We start from the raw sequence: 18903 nt of genomic DNA, 5'->3' as shown, positions 1-18903 counted from the left end.
TCGCGCTCCCGGCGATCGGGTCCGCTGACCCGACCTGCCGAGGCGTTCGATCAGACGGGGAGCGGGGGCGTGTCCGTTCCGGCAAACTGCGCTGAAGAGATCACGATTTGGTTGTCGAGGAGTCACGAATGCGTTTGACCAAGTACGGCCACTCTTGCGTACGTGTCGAGCACGACGGGGGAGTGCTGGTCATCGACCCGGGAACGTTCAGCGAGACGGCCGAGGCGCTCGACGGCGCGGACGCGGTGCTGATCACCCACCAGCACCCGGACCACGTGGACGTGGCGGCACTGACCCGTCAGCTCGACCGTCGCCCGTTCACCCTGTACGGGCCGGCGTCGCTGGCCGCCACCGTGGACGGCCTGCCCGACGTGCTGAGCCCGGTCGAGCCGGGGCAGTCGTTCACCGCAGCCGGCATCCCGGTCCGCGCCTACGGCGGGCGGCACGCCGTGATCCACCCGGACATCCCGGTGGTCGACAACCTCGGGTACCTGGTCGACGAGGTGGTCTACCACCCCGGTGACGCCCTGGTGGCCCCCGACGACGTATCGGTCCACACCCTCTTCCTGCCGATCCACGCGCCGTGGGCGAAGTTCTCCGAGTCGCTGGACTTCCTCCGGGCGGTCGCCCCACGTCAGGCGTACGCCCTGCACGACGGGCTGCTCAACGCCAACGGGCTCGCCGTGCTGGACAACAACTTCCGCCGGCTCTCCTCCGTCGACTATCAGCGGTTGACGCCGGGCACCCAGATCAACGTCTGAGCGATGCCCGATCCCTCCCGCGACCTGGCCGAACGGCTCTACGGCACGCCACCGGACCGGTTCGTGGCCGCCCGGGACGCCGCCGTGGCGGAGGCCCGCCGGGCCGGCGACCCGGCGACCGCCCGGGAGATCGCGAAGCTGCGCCGGCCCACCGTGGCAGCCTGGCTGGTCAACCTGCTCGCCATCCGGCGCCCTGAGCTGGTGGCCGACCTGGCGGACCTCGCCGAGGCACTCCGGACGGCCCAGCGGGACCTGCGCGGGCCGAAACTGCGGGAACTCTCCGCCCAGCGTCGCGCGGTGGTCGCCGCCCTGGTGGCCGAGGCCCGGACGCTGGCCGCCGACACCGAGGGCGCGCCCCCGGCCGGCCGGCTGCCGCTGGCCGAGGTCGAGTCGACGCTCAACGCCGCGCTCGCCGACACCGGGGTAGCTGCCCAGGTCCGCTCCGGCCGGCTGCTCCGGTCCACCAGCTACGCCGGCTTCGGCGAGGTGCCCCGGCCGCAGCTCCGGCTGCTCACCGGCGGCGCCGCCGAACCGTCCACCGGGAAACCGTCCACCGCCGAACCTCCAGCCGGGAAACCGTCAGCCGGCAAGACGCGGACCGGAGAACGCCCCGGCCGGGCGGGACCCCGCGAGCGGGCGGAGCAGGCCGGCCACCGGACCGACCGGGCAGAGCAGGCCGACCGGGCCGCCCGAGCCAGAGCAGCCGAACGAGCTGAACGAGCTGAGCGGGCCGAACGGGCCGAGCGGGCGAAGCAGCGGCGGGCATTGGAACGGGAACTGGCGAAGGCGCGTACCGACCAGGACCGGGCCGAGACGGAGCTGATCGGCGCGACCACGGCCGAACGCGACGCCGCCGACGCCCTGACCGCGATCGAGGCCGAACTGGCGGAACTCGAACGCCGACGGGCCGGTGCCGAGCAGGAAGTGAGCCGGCGCAAGCTGGCCCGGCGTACCGCCGAACGCGCCGCCACGGCGGCCCGGCGGCGCACCGGCGAGGTCGAGGGGGCGCTGGAGGCGCTGCTCGCCGAGGAGGGGGCTGCCGGGACGGGGGACGACACGGCAGACTGAGCCGGATGGACGTACGGCTGGCGACCCGTCCCGGACGGGCCGAATGACCCCGGAACAGGCCGCCACGGCGAGCAGACCGGCCGTGGTGGAGCTGGGCGACGCGTACACCCGGTGCCCCACCACCCGCCGCCGGGCGCGGCTGCTCGGCATCTCCGGCTGGGCCTTCTATGTCACCGCCCGGGGCGGAGCGCTCGGTGACGTCGGGTCGGAGACCGCCGCCGCCTGCCTGGGTCTGATCTCCCCGGAGGCGGTCGCCGAGGGCTGGGACGCGGCGGCCCGCGTGGAGGCCCCCGCGAGGTGGCCGCGGCCGGCCTCGCCGAGTGCTGCCGCTGGGGCCGCCAGCACCTGGCCGAGGCTCCCGGGACGGCCCGCCTCGCCGACCTGCTGCACCGGGCAGTGGCCGCCGCCGAGGCGTACGGACTGCCCCTCTTCGCGGCCTGGCGGGCGATGCCGGTGCCGGACGACGCCCCGGGCGCGCGGGCCGCAGTCGGGCTGCACCTGCTGCGGGAGCACTACCTCGGCGCGTACCTGCTCGCCGTCCGGGCCAGCGGGATGAGTCCGCTGGAGGCGGTGCTCGCCGGGGCGGAGGGGGAGACCGAGGCGATGGCCGGCGGCTGGCCCGGGCCGTACCCGCCGGCGGGCCCGCTGGTGCGTCGGCGGCTCTGGGCGGAGGCCGTGACCGACCGGTTGGCCGCTCCCGCCTTCCGGGCGCTGGCTCCGGCGGAGCGGGTCGAACTGGCCGAGTTGCTCACCGTGACCCGCCGGACGGTGCGTGCCGCCATCGACCCCGTGCCCAACGCCCCACCGGTCGTCGACTGACGACCCGGACCCGTTGACTTAGCAGTGCGTGACCGGTGCTCCACTCTCGGGTGCTTTTCGGGTGCGTCAACCTACCCGGGGTGGGGTCGGTCGGGCAGACCAGCGACCACCAGCGCAGACTGAAGGGGTGTCGGACGTGCTACGCGGACGCGGTGCCGGTGGGCCGGGACCGCAGCTCCTTGACGTAGTCGTCGGGCGCACCCGCCTTCTCGGCGGCGTTGGCGATCTCGGAGAGATACCACGCGGTGGGGAGTCCGCCCTCGTACCCGGCGAAGACGTAGATCCAGGCGGTCACGTCGCCGTCCAGGGTCGAGACCCGTACGTGCAGCTTCTGGTACGTGCCGGCGGTCACCCCCTCGATCTCGTCGAGCTGGGCGGCGTCGTACGGGTGGATGTCGTAGAGCGCCACGAACACCCGGTCGCCGGGGGACTCGACGACGGTGCTGACCGCGCCCTCCCAGCCGATGACGTCCTCACCGGCGAAGGTGAACCGCCAGCCTTCCAGCCAGCCGACGCCGACCATCGGCGAGTGCGGGCAGTAGGCGCGCATCCGGGCGGGGTCCAGGTTTGAGCCGTAGGCGGCGTAATGACGCACGGCGATGACGATAGCCCGGCGGACGGGCGAGGGAGAATACGAACGGTGCGTGTCGGGCAGTTTGGGGAAAAGAAAACCATCATGGGTAGCGACGGAGGGCGAGCACTGTGAGCCGGATCGTGATCATCGGCGGCGGGCCGGCCGGGTACGAGGCAGCGTTGGTCGCCGCCCAGCTCGACGCCGATGTCACCGTGGTGGAGACCGAGGGGGCCGGCGGCGCCTGCGTGCTCTGGGACTGCGTACCGTCGAAGACCTTCATCGCCAGCTCCTCTGTGGTGACCGGCTACCGGGACACCGAGGAGTTCGGGGTGCACTCGGACGGCCTGGAGGCGGTCACCGTCGACGCGCAGGCCGTCCACGACCGGGTCAAGCGGCTGGCCCTGGCGCAGTCCGCCGACATCCATGCCAAGCTCGTCAAGGCGGGCGTGAACGTGGTCGACGGCCGGGCCCGGCTCGGTGAGGACACCCTCGGCCACACCCACCGGGTCGTGGTCACCCCGGCCGGCGACGAGCCGGAGTACTCGATCGCCGCGGACACCGTGCTGATCGCCACCGGCGCCACCCCGCGCCAGCTCCCCACCGCCGCGCCCGACGGCGAGCGCATCCTCACCTGGCGGCAGGTCTACGACCTTCCCGAACTGCCCGAACATTTGATCGTGGTCGGCTCCGGCGTGACCGGTGCGGAGTTCGCCAGCGCGTACCTGGCGATGGGGGTGGAGGTCACCCTGGTCTCCAGTCGGGACCGGGTCATGCCGCACGAGGACGCCGACGCGGCCATGGCCATCGAGCGGGTCTTCCGCTCCCGGGGCATGAGCATCCTCAACAACTCCCGCGCCGATGCGGTCCGCCGGACCGACGGCGGCGTCGAGGTCCAGCTCTCCGACGGACGCGTCGTGTACGGCTCGCACGCGCTGATCGCGGTCGGTTCGGTGCCGAACACCGCGAACCTCAACCTGCCCGAGTACGGCGTCCGGCTCGCCCAGGGCGGCTACGTGACCGTCGACCGGGTCTCCCGGACCACGGTCCCCGGCATCTACGCCGCCGGGGACTGCACCGGCCTGCTCCCGCTGGCGAGCGTGGCCGCGATGCAGGGGCGGATCGCCATGTGGCATGCGCTCGGCGAGGCGGTCCGGCCGCTGCGGCTACGGACTGTGTCGGCGAACGTCTTCACCGACCCGGAGCTGGCCACCGTCGGGGTGTCGCAGAACGAGGTGGACGCCGGCAAGGTGCCGGCCCGGCAGGTGATGCTGCCGCTGTCGGGCAACCCGCGGGCGAAGATGGCCGGCCTCGACGACGGTTTCGTCAAGCTGTTCTGCCGGCCGGCCAGCGGCCAGGTGGTCGGCGGCGTGGTGGTCGCGCCGAAGGCCAGCGAGCTGATCCTGCCGATCACCATGGCGGTGGAGAACAACCTCACCGTCAACGAGCTGGCCCAGACCTTCACCATCTACCCGTCGCTCTCCGGCTCGATCGCCGAGGCGGCCCGCCAGCTCATGCTGCACGAACTGGAGTAACCCCTGGGGCGGGCCTGCCCCGGGGCCCTCGCGCCGGGGCCCGCCCGCCTTGGGCTGGCTCGGCGGCCCGGGGCTGGCCGAGGGCGTGGCCTGGCGGGGCTCAGGCTGACGTCGCCTCGGCGGGCGCGGGGGAGGTTTCGTCGGCTGGACGGGTCTGGCGGGCGGCGACCCGGTTCAACGCCCAGCCGGCCGCCGCGAACCCCGCCGCCGCACCGGCGGCGATCAGCGCCAGCAGCCACACCGACCGGGTCAGTGCCGCGCCGCCCAGGTGGCCGACGAGCCCGCCGTAGCCGGCCCAGCCCAGCGCGGCGATGGCCTCGTAACAGAGGAAGAGCCGGTACGGGTAGCGACTGCGGCCGGCGGAGAAGCACGCCGCCATCCGTCCGCCCGGCACGAACCGACAGAGCAGGATCACCAGCGGCCCGGGACGGCGTAGCCCCTGGGTGAACCGGCCGGCGGCGCGGCGGGCCCGGCCCCGCTGCCGGGGGCGCGGCACCACCCGTTCCGGTGCCTGCCGGCCAAGCAGATAGCAGGCCAGATCACCGACGAACACCCCGGTCGCCCCGATCCCGATGATCAGCGGCAGGCTCAGCTCCCCGTAGACGGTCAACGCGCCACCGGTGATCATGACGGCCTGCGTCGGGATCACCGGGACGAAGGCGTCCACCGCCAGGAGTCCGAGCAGGATCAGGTACGCCCACAGGGGTGACGCCACGTCGGTGAGAAGGTCGGGCGCCACTGCCACCTCGCGGTTCGGGCCGATCAGGGTCTACCGAGCCTGACGGGGTGTGCCGTGTCACCACGGACGGCCCCGGCCGGCGGTGACCCCCACCACGGATGGAGTCACCTGATTACAACGATGAGCTACCGCAGAGGGTACGGAAAACCGCGGCGTCGCGGGGGGACGGCAGATCGGCCACCGCGCGCGTACCGTTGATGGCGCGGCCCGATCGCGTCGGGTCCCCCGTTCCTGACGAGCGGGTCGCTCGCGGGCCGCCGGCAGGTCCCGTGCCGGCGGCCCGCCTGCACCACCCCCTCCAACCGCAGCTCCCCACCGCCCCGTCGATCATGGACTTTTGGCACCTCGCAAACCTCGCAATCAGCACCAATCGCACACCACAACTCCATGATCGACGGGGTGTGTGGTCATCGCCCGCAAAGGCGGCCGGGTCGAGCACTCTGATTTCGCTGGCAAGGTCTGCCAGTTCCGCAAGTGCAGCGTTCCCCTCGTCTTCGCCGTACTCGTCGGCGCCGGTGAGGACGGTCGACGTGGCCAGGCGCTTGCCCAGGAGGTGTAGAGCGTGTGGCCAGGTTGAAGGCCGCCGACAGAGCATGGCTTCAGCAGGTCGTAGGACCGCACTAGAGGCGATGCGTCGAGCGCGCCGTGGAAGATCCAGTTCCCCCGATTCCCTCGGCTGGACCTGCCCCAAGATCCGCACCCCGCAGGCAGCCGACCGATGGGCCTGGATGATCCTCGCCGCCTACACCCAGCTACGTCTGGCCCGCGCCCTCGCCATCGACCTGCGCCGGCCTTGGGAGCAACCCGCACCACCCGAGCGCCTGTCACCCGGCACGCCCGCGTCCGCCGAGGATTTCGGCACCTCCGCGCGAAGACCACGAGCCTGTCGCACAGCTTTCGATCTTGAGTTGTCAAGAGTTGTTGCTGTGGTTTGTCCATGATGGTCGATCATGTCGTGCCGTGGCATACAACTTCATCTCCTGCTCGGACGGCTCGTTCTTGCCCCGGCAGGACCTGCGCGGGTGGCTGCCGCCGCAGCATCTTTGCTGGCAGGTCCTGAAGGTCGTCGGTGAGCTCGACCTGTCGGAGTTCCTGCGGAGCTACCGCGCCGATGGCCAGGGCGCGGCGGCGTATCCACCGCAGGTGCTGCTGGCCTTGGTGTTGTACTGCTACTGCAAGGGCGTGCGCTCGTCGCGCAGGATCGAGGCGGCGTGCCTCGACGATGTGGGCTGCCGGATCATCACCGGCAACCAGCACATCGACCATGCCACCGTCGCGCGTTTTCTGCGCCGTCATCGTGACGGTATGAAGGCGCTGTTCGTGCAGGTCCTGGCGCTTTGCGCCCAGCGTGGGCTGGTGGACCTGGCCGCGGTGGCGGTGGACGGTTCACCGATGCAGGCCGCCGCCGCCCGCTCCACCAACCGCAGCCTCCACGCGCTGGAGACCATGATCGCCGATGGCGAAGCCGAGGTTGACCAGTTGATGGGTGACATGGACGCCCCAGCAGCCGCCGAAGACAGCACCTGGCACACCGCCGCCGGCAGCTGCCTGCGGCGGCTGTCTCGACTCGGCGACCGCCTGGCGCGAGCCCGAATGGCCCGGGACAAGCTGCATGAACGCGTGCTGCCCTCGGCCGGCGAGATCCGGATCAAGGTCGAGGCCGCCGAGCGGATGGTGGCCAGGGCCGTCCAGCGCCTCGCCGACGTCACCGCCGCCCAGCAGCAGCGGCTGGCCGACTACGCCCGCCGGAGCCTGCAGGACCAGGCCGCGGGACGGCGGCGCGCCACCGGGCGCCCACCAGTTGCGATCGAGGCCAAGACCAAGGTCGTCCGGCAGCAGGCCCGGCTGGCCAGGGCGCAGGCCGGGCTGCACCATGCGCTCAACCCTCGGCCAATCCCGTCTGCGGCTGCCAGGGCATCACTCACCGATCCGGCGTCGCGGCTCATGCTCGGCAAGCACGGCGGCTACGTGCAGGGCTACAACGTGCAGATCGCCTGCTCCCGCAACCAGATCCTCCTCGCGATCGAGCTGCACGACAATCCGTCCGACACCACTGCCCTGGTTCCGGTCATCAGACGCGCTCAGCACAACTGCGCGACCGCAGGCCTCACCGCCGATGTCGAGGCGTGGCTGGCCGACAGCGGATACGCCAGCACCGCGAACTTCACCGCCCTGGCAGACCTTCCGCTGCTCGTGTCGCTCACCAAGGAGTACGACCAGACCAGGGCCACCACGCCACGCAGCCAGGACGTCCCCGCCGGCCACCGCGACATGGCAGCCCGACTGGCATCCACCGAAGGCAAGCAGCTCTACGCCCGCCGCGGCGCCCTCGTCGAACCCGGCTTCGCCCAACTCTTCCAACGGTTCGGACGCCGCCTGCACCACCGCGGCACCAGCGACGTCGACGCCGAGATCAAACTGCTCGGCATCGTGCACAACCTGAACAAGATCTTTCGTCACGACGCCAGACCGAAGGCCGCTTGACAACTCAAGATCGAAAGCTGTGCGACAGGCTCCCACCTGCCCGGCCGGTGCACCCAAAACCTCCCGGCCAGGACCAGGGCGGCCACCCGGCCGCCGCAACAACCACCCCCCGCGTTACGACGTCCACACCGCGACCACCACGAACACCAAAACAGCAGCCGCAAAGAAGACGAAGTCCGTCAATCCCGTCCACGCCGCACAGGTTAAAGATCAAGTTAGCGTCGAGCTGCACAAACGGGGGCCGCGCGGTGATCACCACTTGTCATTGGCAGTCAGCCCTTGGCACGGGTTTCCGGTTCGCCCTGGAGACCGAGCCTGGCTGGGACACCACGGTGCGGGGCTCAGCTGAGCGGGGCCGCCGACACCGGTGTCGGCGGCCCCACTGGTCGTTAGGAGCTGGACGCGGTCGTCAACGCAGCCGGTACGCCTTGATGACGGTGTAGTCGACGGTGGCCCCGTCGGCGTAGGCCGCGCTGGCGCGCAGCGACACGTGACCGCGCTTCGGCTGGTCGAGCAGGGCCAGGAAAGCGCCCTCTCCGGTCTTCCGCAGCGTCACCCGGTGCCAGGTCGCTCCCTCGTCGTACGACACCTCGACGTTGACCGACGTCAGGTTGGAGGCGGCCGCGCCCGGCTGGCGCTCGATGCTGAGCGGGACCGGGAGCACCCCACCACCGCGCGCACTGTTGTGGAGGTCCAACTCCGGTTGGAACCGGACCGAGGCGAGCGGCAGGGCGGTCGGCCTGTCACCTGGTGTCTCGGCGGAGCGGAACGTCCATCTGCCGCTGATCGCCGTGCTGTTGTCGAACCCGCCGTCCGCGCCGCGGGTCGTCTCGTACTCCAGCCGGTACGTGCTCTCCGCCGCGGTTACCGGGCCCGCCGCGTCGTAGAAATAGGTGGGGACGTCCGCGAGCAGCTTGTCGTCCTGGTAGAACTTCGTCTGCCCGGTGTCCAGGGACGAAAACCCGGTGTGCCCGGCCTGGTCCCCGAACGGTGGCACGTGGAAACTCATGACGTTGCCCTGCCGGACGAAGGTCACCGGCCCCCACCGGTACCCGTTGAAGATCGGCGCGGCCGGCCCCTTCTGCCAGTTCACCACGGACCGCTGGCCCGCCTGGTACGTCACGTCGTCCCTGAGCAACTGCGTCCCGTACCCCGGCCCAACCTGCTGCCACATGGTCCGCCAGACCGTGTCGCGGGCGGAGTGGTAGATGGTGCGCTCGCTGGGGATGGTGAACGGGATGGGTGCGGAGATCGCGCTGCCACCCGACGCCGGGATGCCCCAGTTGTGCATGTACCCGTTCTGCCTATCCGGCGTGACCGAGTGGAATCGGTTGACCACAGTGGCCAACTCGTTCTTCTTGACGGTGTGCCGGAAGTTGGTGAACAGGTCACCCTGGCGGAACCAGACGAGGTCGTACTCGTAGGGCGAGTTGTCGAAGGTACCGTCGGCGTTCTGCTGTGCCCAGACCGTACGTACCTCGCTGGTGAGCGTGCCCGCGTCCGCCGGTACCGGGCTGCCCACGTTCGCCATGTACAGCTTGTCGAAGGTGTTCCCGCTGATTCGGAAGTCCAGCCCGTACCCGAACGGAACCGTCCGGTAGAAGCCGAGGTGGGCGCTGTGGCTGGCGGCCCCGGCGTCTGGCACGGTGACCGAGGCCGAGGTTCCCTTGCGGGCGTCCAGCACCAGTTCGGCGTCGCTGCCGGAGGTGACCGTGAAGACCGGGTACGTCAGCAGGGTCGAGCTGGTGCCGTCAGCCTCGTCCGTGAGGACGGTCGCCTGGACGGTGAACCGGCCGGGCCGCAACGAGGTCGTGAGGGATCCTGAAGCGTCGTACGGCACCTTGAAGGTGAAGAAGTCGACGCCCACGATACTGAGCGAGTAGTTACTGGCGGGCGCTCCGTTGCGGTCGATGAGCTTTACCGACAGCTTGCGCGACTCGTGTTCCTTGGTGACGGCTACCGGCACCCGGACGGAGACTGTGCCGTCCACGGAGCTGGCCACCACGGCCCCGCTGAACAGGCCGGTGGCGCTGTTCACCCGGGTGTCGGCGGTGACCGTGGCTCCGGCGGTGCCGCCGGCCGGGATGGTCAACTGGCCCGGGCTGACCGTGAACATGCCGGCCGGTGCCGCCGAGCCCTCGGGGCCGGTCGCCGACACGGTCAGGTTCAGGGTCACCGCGACCGGGCTGTCGTTGCGGTAGGTCACGGTCCGGGTCACCGGCACGTCGTCGTCGGCCGGGTAGGACTGGACACCCAGACCAAGGCTGGTCGGGCTGGGCAGCACCGCCTGCTGGACGGCGCGGCCCACGTCCACCCGTCCGGCACCCTGCTGAAACGCGTTCAGCGCTGGGTTCGGCTTGGCCGAGGCCATCAGCTGCGCCTTGAGCTCGCCAGCGGCCCAGCCCGGGTGCTGGTCGGCCAGCAGCGCGGCGGCTCCGGCCACGTGCGGCGTTGCCATCGAGGTGCCGTTCAGCTGGGTGTACCCGGGAGCGTAGACCGGGTACTGGCTGTCCTTGGAGAGTGCCGCGACGATGCCGACGCCGGGTGCGGTGATCTCCGGCTTGATGGCGCCGTCCGAGCGCGGCCCACGGTTGGAGAAGTCGGCCAGGTTGTCCTGCTTGTCCACCGCGCCCACCGCGAGCGCGGCGTCGGCGGTGGCCGGCGAGGAGACGCCGCCGTCCTGGCCGTTGTTGCCGGCCGCGATGACGAACAGCGCCCCGGTCTGCGCGGTCAGCGTGTTCACCGCCGCCTTCATCGGATCGTCGCCCACATCCGGTCCGCCGAGGCTCATGTTGATGACCTTCGCGCGCGGCGCCGCCCACTCCATGCCGGCGAGGATCGCCGACTCCGCGCAGTTGCGGGTCTCGCAGACCTTGCCGATCAGCAGCGAGGCGCCGGGCGCGACACCGCGGTACCGGCCGTCGGAGCCCGCCCCGGTACCCGCGATGGTGGCCGCCACGTGGGTGCCGTGTCCGACCGTGTCGCTGGCGTCCCCGGCGCCGGTGAAGTCCTGCTTCTCCGCGATCCGCCCGACCAGGTCGGGGTGGGTGTCGTCGACCCCGGTGTCCAGGACGGCGACGGTGACCCCGGCTCCGTCGTACCCGGCCGACCACGCCTGCGGCGCACCGATCTGCGGCACGCTCTGGTCGAGGCTGACCGTGCGCCGGCCGTCCAGCCAGAGCTTGCCGAACTTGCTGCCCTTGGCGGTGATGTCGGCCCAGAAGGTCGCAGCCCGCCTCTTGTCCACCCGCACCGCCGAGCCGCCCACGCTGGGCAGCGCCCGGGTCACCCGCGATCCTCCGTTGGCCCGCAGCGGCGCCCGGCCCGCGGTCCCCGGGTGCCCGACGATGGTCGGCAGCTCGCTCAGGTGCGCGTCGTCGTAGCCTGCCTCGACCAGCCCGGTGACGTCGAACAGCCGGCGGTCCACCTGTCCGGCGGAGACCAGCCGCAGCGCGTCGTTCGGCACCACGTACTGGTGGTCCTCCTGGGTGAACTGGCTGAAGCCGATCCGCTCCCGGCCGACGCCGGGGATCACCGAGACCCGCTTGTCGGCCAGGTAAACGCGGTCGCCGGTGACCAGGGTGACCCAGTGCCCGTCGTCGGGACGGGCCGCGCCGCCCGTCTGCCAGCCGGAGGCGCCGGACGCGCCCGGCGTATCCGGCGCGGCGGCCGCCGGCAGCACCGAGGCGGTACCCACGACCAGCGCCGCCGACATGATTGTTGCCAGTCTGTAAAATCGTCTCCGCCGCACCCATGCCTCCTGCAAATGTCCTGATCAGGCCGGGGTTACTGTCCCGACCGGCACGATCTACCGGGAAATCCCAGCCGGCCATAGCATCGGGTTATGGACCTGGAGATCCGCCATCTAAGGGTGGTGACCGCGATCGCGACGGCCGGCAGCATCAGCCGGGCCGCCGCGGCTCTCGGGTACACCCAACCGGCGCTGACCGCCCAGTTGCAGCGGATCGAACGCGCCCTCGGCGGCCCGCTGTTCGAACGCGGCGGCAGTGGTGTCCGGCCCACCACACTCGGCACCATCGTCCTGAACCACTCCACCGGCCTCCTGGCTCTCTACGACGACCTGCTCCGTGACGTACGTCAACGTGGACCCGACGACACCGACCTGAACACAGTGCGGCTGGGTTCGATACCTGGTCCGCTGACCGGGCCGCTGATGACCGCCGTCCGCACCCTGCTCCCGCACGCCGACGTCTCCCTGCAGGTGGCCGACACCGAGGAGGAACTCCTCGACCTGCTGGTCGGCGGACGCCTGGAGTTCGGGCTGGGCATGGACTATCCCGGGTACGAGCTGGCGTTGCCGCCCGAACTCGGCGACGCCGTACTCGCGGTGGATCCCATCTTCGTCGCGCTCTCCGCGGGGCACCCGCTGGCCGGCCGGGCGGAGGTGGCGCTCCCCGACCTCGCCACCGAGCAGTGGCTCGTCGGTGAGGGCAAGGACGTACGGATGCGCGCCCTGTTCCGAGCTGCCTCCCGGCGTGCCGGCTTCACCCCACGCCAAGTGCAGCGAATGAACGCCAGCGTCGTCTTCCCGCTCATCAGCCAGGGGCACGGGGTGGCACTCACCCACGCGTTGACGCCGGCCCGCGCGGGTGTCGTGATCCGGCCCCTGGCCGGTAACCCGATGTGGGTACGCCACCGGCTCATCTGGCCCTGCCGTGGGCCGCTCGTGCCGCACGCGGATCGGCTACGGGACGCGCTCACCGAAGCGCACCGGGTGGAGGCGAGAAGATACCCGGTCTACCGCGACTGGCTCGACCACCGCACTCCGGCACCGGACGGGCCCATCACGCCGGCCTGACCGGCGCGGTGATCATGGGCCTACCCTGGCCTTCTACTGGTCAGAGCCTCACCCTGGAGCCGCCTGACGGAATCGAACCGTCGACCTGCGCATTACGAGTGCGTCACTTGTCCCGGGCTGCTCCGGCTCCCACGAAATCGGGTGCGTTCCGTCCCGCGGTCGGCGTACCGTCGGCCGTATGCGCAGTGCGGTGGTGACGACGACGCCGGGTGACCCCGGCGTGCCGCGCTGACCTGATCCGTCGACGAGGCCCCGGGCGATCCGCCCCGGGGCCTTCGTCGTGCTCTGGCTGGTCGCTACCGGGCCGTACCCGAAACCGGGAGACCTGATGATCGACCACCGTAGGCTCGGCCGCGAGCTGGACCTCTTCGCCTCCGACCCGCTCAGCGGTGCCGGCCTGCCGTTCTGGCTGCCGGCCGGCGCCGCCGCCCGGCACGCGGTCGAGGAGTACCTCCGGGAGTTGGAGCGCCGGGCCGGCTACCAGCACGTCCACACCCCGCCGTTGGGCCGGCGGGAGCTGTTCGACCTCTCCGGGCACCTTGGCTACTTCGCCGGTGACATGTTTCCGCCGATGCGGCTGAGTGCCGACGACGAGTTCGTCCTCCGTCCGGCGCTCTGCCCGCACCATGCCCTGGTCTACCGGGCCCGGGGCCGTTCCTACCGGGAGTTGCCGCTGCGCGTCGCCGAACTGGGCGGCATGTACCGGGCGGAACGGTCGGGGGTGCTCGGCGGACTGTCCCGGGTACGCGCCATTTCGCTCAACGACGCGCACAACTTCTGCGCTCTGGAGCAGGTCGGCGCGGAGGTCGCCGAGATCCTCGGACTGATCGGGGCGGCGCACGCTGCGCTCGGCGTGCGGATCGCCGGGTATCGGCTGTCGCTGCGCGGGCCGGGAGAGAAGTACGTCGGCGACGAGGAGCAGTGGCACCGGGCCGAGGACCTGCTGCGGGCCGCGCTGGCCGGGATCGACCACACCGAGGCTCCCGGCGAGGCCGCTTTCTACGGCCCAAAGATCGACATCCAGGTACGGGACGCGGCGGGACGGGAGTTCACCCTCTCCACCATCCAGCTCGACTTCGACAAACCGGAGCGGTTCGACCTGTCGTACGTCGACGCGGGCGGGGCGCGACGTCGACCGGTGATGGTGCACCGGAGCCTGGTCGGCAGCATGGAACGCCTCTTCGCGTACCTGATCGAGGAGCACGCGGGCGCGTTCCCGGTCTGGTACGCCCCGGTGCAGGTGGTGGTTCTCCCGTTGGACGACCGGCAGGGCGGGCCGGCGGCGGAGTTCGCCCGGGACTGCGTCCACGCCGGGTTGCGGGTCGAGGTGGACGGGGCCGGCTCCCTCGGCGCGCGGATCCGGGACGCCGCCCGTCGCCGGATTCCGTACGTCGCCGTGGTCGGCCCCCGGGAGGCCGCCGAGGGACGGGTCAGCCTCCGCCAGCGCGACGGCCGACTTCTCGACCCGCTGCCCACCTCCGCCGCCCTCGACCTGCTCACCGCCGCCGCCCGCCCGCCGCTGGGGTGACCGTCACCGGGCGTATCCCTCGTCGGCGGCGCCCGCAGGTGACCGTCCGGTGCTGCCAGCCGTCGGCGGCTGGCAGCACCACTCGTGATTGTCAGCGCGCCGGCGCCGCGTCCTGCACCGCCGACGGGTCGTCCTGGACTGCCGACGGGTCGTCCTGGACCGGCGCGGAGAACTGGGCGTGGTACAGGCGGTGGTAGGCGCCTTCGACGGCGAGGAGGTCCTCGTGGGTGCCCTGTTCGACGATCCGGCCCTGCTCCATCATCAGGATCAGATCGGCGTCCCGGATGGTGGAGAGCCGGTGGGCGATGACGAAGCTCGTCCGGTCCGACCGGAGTGCTGCCATCGCCTGCTGCACCAGCACCTCGGTACGGGTGTCCACCGAGCTGGTCGCCTCGTCCAGGATGAGCAGCGACGGCTCGGCGAGGAAGGCCCGCGCGATGGTGATGAGCTGCTTCTCGCCGGCACTGACGTTGCCACCCTCGGAGTCGATGGCCGTGTCGTACCCGTCGGGCAGGCTCCGGACGAACCGGTCCACGAAGGTCGCCCGGGCCGCCGCGAGGATCTCCTCCTCGGTGGCGTCCGGCCGACCGTAGGCGATGTTCTCCCGGATGGTCCCGCCGAACAGCCAGGTGTCCTGGAGCACCATGCCGATCCGGCCGCGCAGGTCGTCGCGGCGCAACTCGGTGATGTCCACCCCGTCCAGGGTGATCCGACCGGCGTCCAGCTCGTAGAAGCGCAGGACCAGGTTGACCAGGGTGGTCTTGCCCGCGCCGGTCGGCCCGACGATCGCCACCGTGTGGCCGGGCTCGGCGACCAGTGACAGGTCCTCGATCAGCGGCCGGTCCGGGTCGTACCGGAAGGAGACCTTCTCGAACTCGACCCGGCCGGTCGCGACCCGCCCGGCCGGACGACCGGTCCGCTGGGTGACCACCGGGGCTGGCTCCTGAGCCACCGGGTCCGGGGTCTGCTCCGGGGCGTCGAGGACGGCGAAGACGCGCTCGGCCGAGGCCACCCCGGACTGGAGCAGGTTGATCATCGAGGCGAACTGGGTCAGCGGATGGGTGAACTGCCGGGAGTAGTGGATGAACGCCTGTACCTCGCCCAGGCTCATCGCCCCCGCCGCCACCCGCAGGCCACCGACCACCGCGACCAGCACGTAGCCGAGGTTCCCGACGAACATCAACGCCGGCATGATGATCCCGGAGACGAACTGCGCGCCGAAGCCGGCCCGGTACAGCTCCTCGTTCTTCGCCGCGAACGCCGCCTCGGCCTCGCGCTGCCGGCCGAAGACCTTGACCAGTTCGTGCCCGGTGTACGCCTCCTCGACCAGGGCGTTGAGCTGCCCGGTGTAGGTCCACTGGGCGACGAACTGGCGCTGCGAACGCTTCGCCACCTGCCGGGTGACCAGCACCGACGCCGGTATCGCCAGCAGGGTGAGCGCGGTCAGCAGCGGCGACACCACGAGCATCATCACCACCGCCCCGAGCACGGTCAGCGCCGAGGTGAGCAGTTGGCTCAGCGTCTGTTGCAGACTCTGCGCGACGTTGTCGATGTCGTTGGTGACCCGACTGAGCAACTCGCCCCGGGGCTGCCGGTCGAAGTAGGGCAGCGGCAACCGGTGCAGCTTCGCCGCCACGTCGGCGCGTAGCCGCTGCACGGTCCGCTGCACCACGCCGGTGAGTACGTGCCCCTGTACCCAGGTCAGCAGGCTGGCCAGCAGGAACAGGCCGAGAGCCAGCAGCAGCACCTGCCCGAGCCGGTCGAGGTCGATGCCCGCGCCGGGCACCACGTCCATCCGGGCGATCAGGTCGGCGAGGGTGTCGTCGCCGGCCGCCCGGGCCCGCGCGACGGCCTCCTCGGTGGTCAGCCCGGCCGGGAACTGCCGGCTGAGCACCCCACCGAAGATCAGGTCCGTGGCGTACCCGAGGATCAGCGGCCCGACCGCGCTGAGCCCCACGCCGCCCACGGCGAGGGCGACCACCGCGACGAGCCGGCCCCGGTGCGGCCGGAGCAGGCCGAGCAGCCGGCGCGCCGACGGCCCGAAGTCCAGCGGTTTTTCCGCCGGTGCGCCCACGCCGGTCATCGGCCCGCCGCGCCGGCCACCCGGCGGCAACCGCCGAGGCGTCCGCTCGTTCCCGCCCATCTTTTCCTTCCGCTTTCCCCCGGGTACGGCTGGTGCGCTCACGCCGCCACCCCCGCGGTCTGCTGGGAGGCGACGATCTCCGCGTACGTCGGGCAGGTGTCGAGCAGGTCGGCGTGCCGGCCGATCCCGACCACCGCCCCGTCCTCCAGTACGACGATCTGGTCGGCGTCGACGACCGTGGAGACCCGCTGCGCCACGATCAGCACGGCGGCGTCCCGGGTGACCGGCCGCAGCGCGGCGCGCAGCCGGGCGTCCGTGCCCAGGTCGAGGGCGGAGAACGAGTCGTCGAAGAGGTAGATCCCGGGGCGACGGACCAGCGCACGGGCGATGGCGAGCCGTTGTCGCTGGCCGCCGGAGACGTTCGTACCGCCCTGCGCGATCTCGGCGGTCAGCCCGCCCGGCATCGCCGCCACGAACTCCCGCGCCTGGGCGATCTCCAGCGCGGCCCACAGCTCCTCGTCGGTGGCGTCCGGGTTGCCGTACCGCAGGTTGCTCGCCACCGTGCCGGTGAACAGGTACGGCCGCTGCGGCACCAACCCGATCCGGCTCCACAGTGTCTCCGGGTCGAGGTCCCGGACGTCGACCCCGTCGACCAGCAACGCGCCCCCGGTCACGTCGACCAGCCGGGGGATCAGCGACACCAGAGTGGTCTTGCCCGCGCCGGTGCTGCCCACGATCGCGGTGGTGGTGCCGGCGGTGACCTGGAAGGAGACGTCGCGCAGCACCGGGGCCGCCGCGCCCGGGTACTGGAACCGCACGTCGCGCAGCTCCACGCCGGTCGGCCCGGTGGGGTGCACCGGCTCCCGGGTTGGGACGACCGACGGCTCGGTGTCGAGGACCTCGGTGATCCGTTCGGCGCAGGCCGCCGCGCGGGGGACCATCATCAGGGTCAACGTCGCCATCATCACCGCCATCAGCATCTGGGTGAGGTAGGCGACGAACGCGGTGAGCGCGCCGACCTGGATCTGGCCGTTCTCGACCCGCAGCGCCCCGAACCAGAGCACCGCGACGCTGGAGACGTTGAGCACCAGCAGGACCAACGGATAGATCGTCGCGAGCAGTTGGCCGGCGCGCAGCGCGGTGCCGGTCAGGTCGGCGTTCGCGGTGGCGAAACGCTCCGTTTCGTACGGTTCGCGGACGAAGGCCCGGACCACCCGGATGCCGCTGATCTGCTCGCGCAGCACCCGGTTGACCGCGTCGATCCGGGTCTGCTGACGCCGGAAGAGCGGGACCAGTCGCCGGGTGATCAGGCTGATCGCCAGGGTCACCGCCGGGATGCTGACCACTACCAGCCAGGAGAGCCCGACATCCTCGCGCAGTGCCATCACCAGCCCGCCGACGCTCATGACCGGCGCGGCCACCAGCACCGTGCCGGCCACCAGCACGAGCATCTGCACCTGCTGCACGTCGTTGGTGTTCCGGGTGATCAGGGACGGCGCGCCGAACCGGGCCACCTCGCGGGCGGAGAAGCGGGTGACGTGCCCGAAGACGGCGGCCCGTACGTCCCGGCCGAAGCCCGTGGCGGCCAGCGCGCTGTACCGGACGGCCACGATCGCGCAGACCACCTGGACCGCGCTGACCAGCAGCATCCACCCGCCGAGCCGGACGATGAGACCGGTGTCGCCCCGGGCGATGCCCCGGTCGATGATGTCGGCGTTGAGACGCGGCAGGTAGAGCATGGCCATCGTGCCGACGAGTTGGAGCACCACCACCGCCAGCAGCGGTCGGGTGTACGGCCGCAGGTGTCGCCGCAGGAGCCGGATCAGCACGACGCGCCCCCCAGCCGTACGTCGCAGCCCGGCTGTGCGCCGCTCTCCGGCTGTGCGCCGCTCTCCGGCTGTGTGTCGTCTCCTGGCGGTGCGTCGCTCTCGGGCCGTCGGCCGTTCTCCGGTCCGGCCTCCCGGCGGGCGGCCGGCCTGCCGTCGGGGCCGTCGTTCCCGCAGGACGGCGGCTCGCCGCTGCCGATCACCTCGAGCAGGAACTCCCGGATCACGGCGGCCCGCGCCGGGTCGGCGTCGACCGAGGTCAGCGGTGGGTTGGCGGCGACCAGGCCGGCGGGCCCCGCGATCTTCTCCCGGCCGGCGGGGGTGATGGCGAGGCGTACCGCCCGGCGGTCGGTCTCGTCCCGCTGCCGGCTGACGAGTCCGTCCCGTTCCAGGGTGTCGATGATGCCGGTCAGGGTGGCCGGCCGGACGAAGCATCGTTCGGCGACCGCGCGGTGGGTCATCGCGCCGTGCTGGTCGAGGGTCATCAGGGTGGCCAGGCCGGCCTGGGTGAGGCCGTACTCCTCGGTGAGCAGACGGTTCCACCGCTGGGCCGCCAGGTGCCCGGCCACCACGAGCAGGCGGCCCAGGGACGCGTCCCGGAGGTCGTGCAGATCCATGGGGACACATTAGCCCCCTGATAGTCAGGACCCAAACGAATTGTCGCCACAGC

Annotated in this window: 12 protein-coding genes and 2 pseudogenes; 8 read left to right on the top strand and 6 right to left on the bottom strand. The window is 71.6% G+C overall.

All coding sequences use genetic code 11. The features are described from left to right. The first annotated feature begins 128 nt into the window (after positions 1 to 128). The 3 genes and pseudogenes from GA0074692_RS20945 to GA0074692_RS20935 all read left to right on the top strand — a co-directional run bounded on the left by GA0074692_RS20945 (position 129) and on the right by GA0074692_RS20935 (position 2648). On the top strand, positions 129 to 761 hold the full coding sequence (locus GA0074692_RS20945; protein WP_091646879.1) for an MBL fold metallo-hydrolase: 633 nt from the start codon (positions 129 to 131) through the stop codon (positions 759 to 761). A gap of 3 nt (positions 762 to 764) precedes the next feature. Beyond that, entirely contained in the window at positions 765 to 1829 is a 1065-nt protein-coding gene (locus GA0074692_RS20940; protein WP_091646878.1) for a hypothetical protein, read from the top strand. 139 nt (positions 1830 to 1968) lie between these two features. Further along, a pseudogene (locus GA0074692_RS20935) lies at positions 1969 to 2648 on the top strand (SCO6745 family protein). Positions 2649 to 2787: 139 nt separating this feature from the next. Here the strand turns inward: GA0074692_RS20935 and GA0074692_RS20930 are convergent. Further along, positions 2788 to 3243: a gamma-glutamylcyclotransferase gene (locus tag GA0074692_RS20930; protein ID WP_091646877.1), complete on the bottom strand. Its 456-nt coding sequence runs from the start codon at positions 3241 to 3243 to the stop codon at positions 2788 to 2790. A gap of 107 nt (positions 3244 to 3350) precedes the next feature. On the opposite strand from GA0074692_RS20930, the gene GA0074692_RS20925 reads away from it, so the two are divergent. Then, complete coding sequence (locus GA0074692_RS20925; RefSeq protein WP_091646876.1) at positions 3351 to 4754, top strand: NAD(P)H-quinone dehydrogenase; 1404 nt, start codon at positions 3351 to 3353, stop codon at positions 4752 to 4754. Between the two features lie 100 nt (positions 4755 to 4854). Here the strand turns inward: GA0074692_RS20925 and GA0074692_RS20920 are convergent, their stop codons facing one another. Further along, entirely contained in the window at positions 4855 to 5499 is a 645-nt protein-coding gene (locus GA0074692_RS20920; protein ID WP_091646875.1) for a DedA family protein, read from the bottom strand. A 662-nt stretch (positions 5500 to 6161) separates the two neighbouring features. On the opposite strand from GA0074692_RS20920, the pseudogene GA0074692_RS36545 reads away from it, so the two are divergent. Next, positions 6162 to 6373 (top strand): annotated as a pseudogene (locus GA0074692_RS36545) (NF041680 family putative transposase); the annotation flags it as partial. 80 nt (positions 6374 to 6453) lie between these two features. Continuing rightward, on the top strand, positions 6454 to 7977 hold the full coding sequence (locus GA0074692_RS20910; protein ID WP_141725125.1) for a transposase: 1524 nt from the start codon (positions 6454 to 6456) through the stop codon (positions 7975 to 7977). Positions 7978 to 8386: 409 nt separating this feature from the next. On the opposite strand, the gene GA0074692_RS20900 is transcribed toward GA0074692_RS20910, so the two are convergent. Further along, positions 8387 to 11692 (bottom strand): S8 family serine peptidase, encoded by a 3306-nt coding sequence (locus GA0074692_RS20900; RefSeq protein ID WP_091646873.1) that lies wholly within the window; start codon positions 11690 to 11692, stop codon positions 8387 to 8389. Between the two features lie 129 nt (positions 11693 to 11821). Here GA0074692_RS20900 and GA0074692_RS20895 point away from each other — a divergent pair, with 129 nt between their 5' ends. Together GA0074692_RS20895 and thrS are read left to right on the top strand one after the other, a co-directional pair. Further along, complete coding sequence (locus GA0074692_RS20895; RefSeq protein ID WP_091646872.1) at positions 11822 to 12796, top strand: LysR family transcriptional regulator; 975 nt, start codon at positions 11822 to 11824, stop codon at positions 12794 to 12796. Positions 12797 to 13124: 328 nt separating this feature from the next. Beyond that, the gene (thrS, locus tag GA0074692_RS20890; protein ID WP_091653844.1) at positions 13125 to 14324 is read left to right on the top strand and encodes a threonine--tRNA ligase; all 1200 of its coding nucleotides are present in this window, start codon (positions 13125 to 13127) and stop codon (positions 14322 to 14324) included. 91 nt (positions 14325 to 14415) lie between these two features. Here thrS and GA0074692_RS20885 read toward each other — a convergent pair whose 3' ends face one another. Genes GA0074692_RS20885 through GA0074692_RS20875 form a run of 3 tightly spaced genes read right to left on the bottom strand, consistent with a single transcriptional unit; the run spans position 14416 to position 18850 of the window. Further along, positions 14416 to 16509, bottom strand: coding sequence for an ABC transporter ATP-binding protein (locus tag GA0074692_RS20885; RefSeq protein WP_425413348.1), 2094 nt, complete (start codon positions 16507 to 16509; stop codon positions 14416 to 14418). After that, positions 16506 to 18236, bottom strand: coding sequence for an ABC transporter ATP-binding protein (locus GA0074692_RS20880; protein ID WP_091646870.1), 1731 nt, complete (start codon positions 18234 to 18236; stop codon positions 16506 to 16508). The genes GA0074692_RS20885 and GA0074692_RS20880 overlap by 4 nt, the downstream gene beginning before the upstream one ends. Next, entirely contained in the window at positions 18230 to 18850 is a 621-nt protein-coding gene (locus tag GA0074692_RS20875) for a MarR family winged helix-turn-helix transcriptional regulator (RefSeq protein ID WP_091646869.1), read from the bottom strand. The genes GA0074692_RS20880 and GA0074692_RS20875 overlap by 7 nt, the downstream gene beginning before the upstream one ends. Positions 18851 to 18903: the final 53 nt, after the last annotated feature.

The organism is Micromonospora pallida (genome assembly GCF_900090325.1).
Lineage (GTDB): Bacteria > Actinomycetota > Actinomycetes > Mycobacteriales > Micromonosporaceae > Micromonospora > Micromonospora pallida.
Note: the sequence above shows the minus strand (reverse complement) of the source record. Positions and strands in the feature narration are given on the sequence as shown.